Source organism: Rothia sp. HMSC064F07 (assembly GCF_001837265.1).
Classification (GTDB): domain Bacteria; phylum Actinomycetota; class Actinomycetes; order Actinomycetales; family Micrococcaceae; genus Rothia; species Rothia mucilaginosa.
In genome coordinates, this window is sequence record NZ_KV831926.1 from 1,108,158 (window position 1) to 1,112,668 (window position 4,511).

The 4,511-nt window shown below is 59.1% G+C and carries 4 protein-coding genes and 1 pseudogene; 2 read left to right on the top strand and 3 right to left on the bottom strand.

Annotated features, from left to right (window positions below):
- Positions 1-205 precede the first annotated feature (205 nt).
- A complete protein-coding gene (locus HMPREF2712_RS06860) occupies positions 206-1,474 on the bottom strand; it encodes a DUF349 domain-containing protein (protein ID WP_070819588.1) in 1,269 nt (422 codons plus the stop codon).
- A 292-nt stretch (positions 1,475-1,766) separates the two neighbouring features.
- On the opposite strand from HMPREF2712_RS06860, the gene hisS reads away from it, so the two are divergent.
- Positions 1,767-3,128 (top strand): histidine--tRNA ligase, encoded by a 1,362-nt coding sequence (gene hisS, locus HMPREF2712_RS06865; RefSeq protein ID WP_070819589.1) that lies wholly within the window; start codon positions 1,767-1,769, stop codon positions 3,126-3,128.
- Between the two features lie 235 nt (positions 3,129-3,363).
- Here hisS and HMPREF2712_RS09190 read toward each other — a convergent pair whose 3' ends face one another.
- Positions 3,364-3,771 (bottom strand): endonuclease domain-containing protein, encoded by a 408-nt coding sequence (locus tag HMPREF2712_RS09190; protein WP_246828689.1) that lies wholly within the window; start codon positions 3,769-3,771, stop codon positions 3,364-3,366.
- Between HMPREF2712_RS09190 and HMPREF2712_RS09195 the strand changes: the two genes are divergently transcribed.
- The gene (locus HMPREF2712_RS09195; protein ID WP_246828690.1) at positions 3,770-3,922 is read left to right on the top strand and encodes a hypothetical protein; all 153 of its coding nucleotides are present in this window, start codon (positions 3,770-3,772) and stop codon (positions 3,920-3,922) included. The genes HMPREF2712_RS09190 and HMPREF2712_RS09195 overlap by 2 nt on opposite strands.
- 212 nt (positions 3,923-4,134) lie before the next feature.
- On the opposite strand, the pseudogene HMPREF2712_RS09265 reads toward HMPREF2712_RS09195, so the two are convergent.
- Positions 4,135-4,320, bottom strand: a pseudogene (locus tag HMPREF2712_RS09265) (type IV toxin-antitoxin system AbiEi family antitoxin domain-containing protein); the annotation flags it as partial.
- Positions 4,321-4,511: the final 191 nt, after the last annotated feature.

Here is a 4,511-nt window from a genome sequence, read left to right on the forward strand (position 1 = left end):
TTTAACCCGCATTAAAGTCACTAACCTATCGAAAATCCATGAACCCGGTGCGCCTCCATCTGCATCGGGTGGGGGCGCGAATATAACCCCCCGCAGACATGCAGAAGCCACATGTGTTTCGAGAAGCCACCAAAGAAGTGGCTTTTCGAAACACATGTGGCTTCTCGGCGTTAATTAGACCGTTATTTAGACCGTCGGCTAGACCCTAGTTGCCGAAGCCCTGCAGGGTTGCTGCCCAGGCGCGGCGCGCCTCCAGAGCTTCCTTAGCCTTGGCGATCTTCTTGGAGTCGCCGCCCTTTTCAGCTACTGCGAGCTCTGCTTCCAGTTCGGCGAGGGAGTCCTCGATCTGTGCGAGCAGGGAGTTCGCGCGTGCCGCCTTGGCGGGGTCGTTGCGCTTCCACTTTGCCTCTTCGGCGCCGTTGATTTCGTCCTGAATACGGCGCAGTTCGCCGTCGACGCGGCGCAGGTCGTTGCGGGGTACGCGGCCTGCCGCATCCCAGCGGTCCAGGATCTTCTCGAAGGCTGCCTTCGCGCCCTCAATGTCTTCGACGGGCAGGAGTGCGCGTGCTTCTTCGAGCAGTGCTTCCTTGACCTTGAGGTTTTCGGCGTAGACTGCGTCCTGCGCTGCTTCGGCTTCGTTGCGGGCGTTGAAGAACACGTCCTGTGCCGCGCGGAAGCGTGCCCACAGCTTGTCGTCTTCGCGACGGTGGCCGCGGGGTACCTGCTTCCAGGCGCGCATCAGGTCGCCGTATACGCGGGAAGTCTCAGACCAGTCAGTCGAGGTCGACAGCTCTTCGGCGCGTGCAATCAGCTCTTCCTTGGCGCGCTTGATGCGTGCGTTGCGGTCGTCGAGCTGCGAGAAGTGCGCGCGGCGGTTGCGGTCGAAGGTAGTGCGGGCTGCGCGGAAACGCTTCCACAGCTCGTCCTCTACGCTCTTTGCCAGGTGAATTTCGCGCTGTGCCTTCTTCCACGCTTCGAACAGTTCGTTCATGCGGGAGTGGGAGTTCTTCCAGTGGATCTGGTCGGGGTCCTGGCCGGCAATCTGCTCGGCTTCCGCGACGATTTCTTCGCGGACGGCGAGGGCGCGTTCACGGTTTTCGGTGCGTGCCTGCTGCTGCTTTTCGCCGAGTTCAGCGATCTGCTCTGCGAGGGAGATGAGGCGCTTCTGCAGGCCGGAGTAGTCACCGACCATGTTGCGCACACCGATCTGTGCGCCGATGGAGGTGATGCCCTTCTGCAGGTCTGCGGCGGGGGCGTTGTTGGCGAGGCGGGATTCGAGCAGGGCAACCTGCGCCTCGACGTTTTCAAACTTGCGGGCGAAGTAGCTGAGCGCTTCTTCTTCGGAGGCGCCGGGCAGCTGGCCTACGGCGTATTCTTCGCCGTCGACAATGACGAAGACGTGGCCGTCCTCGGAGACGCGGCCGTACTGGCGTGCCTTTTCGAGGTTTACAGTGTCGTCGGGTTTGGTAGTCACCGCTATAACTCTTTCACTCGGGGGTGCTGGGGGTGGGGCGCCTTTGCGCTGTTCCCCGTGGTGGGCACCCGTTTGGGTGTGCGTGTGCACCTCCTAAGCATAGCCTCTGTGGGGTGTGTGTGAGTAGTGTCTGGTCGTGTTGTGTTGTGGGCGAACCTGCCGGCTGCGGGTTTGTGTCGGGTGAGCGGGGGGAGTGGGTGCTGTGCTGGGGCGGGTGTTGGTATGATGGGTAGATATGCCCGGAGGTGTTCCGGGGTTTTGTTGTCGAGTTCTTTGTCAAGGAGTATCGCGTATGGCTCGCAAGGCTTCGCTGTCTGGTTTTCCCGAGTATCTTCCGGCTGAGCGGTTGGTTGAGAATCATGTTCTGGACACTCTGCGTGAGACTTTTGAGTTGCACGGTTTCTCCCCGATTGAGACTCGTTCGGTAGAGACTATTGAGCAGCTGCTGCGCAAGGGTGAGATTGACAAGGAAGTTTACGCAATTTCTCGCCTGCAGGAGGACGAGGCTGCTAAGGCTAAGGAAAAACTGGCTCTGCACTTTGACCTGACTGTGCCGTTTGCCCGTTATGTGGTGGAGAACGCCGGTTACCTGAATTTCCCGTTCTCGCGTTACCAGATTCAGAAGGTGTGGCGTGGTGAGCGTCCGCAGGAGGGTCGTGCCCGCGAGTTCACTCAGGCTGATATTGACGTGGTTGGCGACGGCGAGCTGCCGTTCCGTTACGACGTGACCTTGGCGCTGGTTGTTGTTGATGCACTGTCGAAGCTGCCGATTCCTGAGTTCAAGCTGCGTGTGAATAACCGCAAGCTGGCTGAGGGTTTCTACCTGGGCTTGGGTTTGACTGATACTGCGGCTGTTCTGCGTTCTATTGACAAGCTGGAGAAGATTGGTGCTGAGCGTGTGGCTGAGGAGCTGCAGGCTGAGGCTGGTGCGAGCGCGGATGCTGCCGCTGCCGCCCTGGAGCTGGCGCAGATCCGCACCGAGGATGCTTCTTTCGTGGAGCAGGTGCGTACTCTTGCCGCTAAGTATTCAGTGGAGCATGAGCTGCTGGATCAGGGTCTTGCTGAGCTGGCTGAGGTCATTGAGGAGGCGTCCCGCCGTGCGCCGGGTAAGGTGCTGGCTGACCTGTCGATTGCTCGCGGCCTGGACTACTACACCGGCACCGTGTATGAGACTGTTCTGGTTGGTCACGAGTCGCTGGGTTCGATCTGCTCGGGTGGCCGTTATGAGTCGCTGGCGTCGAACGGTAAGAAGACGTACCCGGGTGTTGGCCTGTCTATTGGTGTGACTCGTGTGGTGGCTCGTATCCTGTCGCAGGGTTTTGCGCAGGCGAGCCGTAAGGTGCCTTCGGCTGTGTTTGTTGCCCTGACGAATGATGAGGGCTGGTCGGCCGCGAATGATGTTGCGGATGCGCTGCGTGCCCGCGGTATTGCCTGCGAGGTGTCCGCGAATGCGGCGAAGTTCGGTAAGCAGATTAAGTACGCTGAGAAGCGCGGCATTCCGTTCGTGTGGTTCATTTCCTCGGATGAGTCGGGTGCCCCGGTTCACGAGGTGAAGGATATCCGTTCGGGTGAGCAGGTTGCTGCTGATCCGGCTTCGTGGATGCCGCCGGCTGAGGACCTGCACGTTCAGATTGTGCGTGCTGAGGGCCTGTAAACATTAGGGGCCTGTAATGCCTGCGGTGTTTGGTTGCAGTATTATCTGGCTGCTGTAATAATTTGGTTACTGTAGCCTGCATATGGATGTGTACCCGCCTGGTGGGGAGGATGTTGACCTCCCTGCCGGGCGGGTCTTTTGTGTGAGCCCAGATTTTCGATAGGTTAGTGTCTTCGCCGTGGGTCTTTAACCCGGGGTGAAGACACTAACCTATCGACTGAGGCGTTTCCTCGCTTTATCTCAAGAGTAGTTTCCGCAAGTGGGTGATGACTTCCCGTTCTTTTTGAAAGATGTCAGCCCATGTGAGGTGTACGACCGTCCACCCGGCGCGGGTCAGTGCGCGGTCGCGGGCCGCCTCGTAGCGGTCCCTGCCGGGGTGGTCCACGTATTTCTGTTCACCGTCGAACTCGAGAATGACCCGCGCCTCGGGCCAGGCGAAGTCTACCCGGTAGTTACGACCCTCGCACGAAATCGGGTACTGCGTTACGGGGGAGGGTAGCCTGTGCTCCATGAGTAGGCACCGGGTGAGGCTTTCACCGGCCGACTCACTGGATGCATCCACCGCCTGCGCCAGGAGAGGTCCAGCGGAGCCGCCGTACCCGGTGAGGTTTAGTAGAGTCTCGATAACTTCGTGGGGCTCCATGAGCCCTCGCCGCATGATGGAGTCAGCGAGGACCACCGCCTCCCGAAAGGGCATGCTGCGCGCACAATCCTGCAGCGTGCGAGCCACCGTCGTAACCATGATGGAGGTGCCCGGCAACCTGGTGACTTCCTCGGGGCCAGTGGCGCTGTAATGCCGGGTGATTCTTCCCCTGTCAGAGGTGCTATGACTACAGCTATACACGCTTATCATTTGGGGAACAGAGAGTACATCAAGTCCCCATAGCGCCGCGGCTGATGTGTGGGAGAAGATCCCTTGAAGACCCATCATCTGAGCAGCGATGCACCGTACCGTGAGCCGCTCTTCGGGGGTGAGCGCTTGGGCATCGCGGGTGTAAATATAGGCTCCTCGCTGGATACGTTGCAGAGACCCTTCCGCCACTAGCTTGCGAATGCGTTTCGGCCCGATTCCTCGCAGGTTGAGCATCTGGGAGTTCAGCACGAATGGGTGTAGTTCTGCGGTACGGGTAATTTCTGGTGTAGCCGGTAGTACGTTTGGGACGCGTTGCCACGGAATAGTTGCTGTGTTCATAGGCTTTATCCTGGCAGGCTGTGTGAGGTTGTGGGGCTTGTTCGTGAAATCTGTGGATAACTTCGCGGATTCTACCGAAAAAGTGTTTGTCCACAGGCATGCGGAGTGGATTCCCCGGTAATACTTCGATAGGTTAGCGGCTTTTCGATAGGGTAATGCCTTCACCCCGGGTTAAAGACCCACGGCGAAGA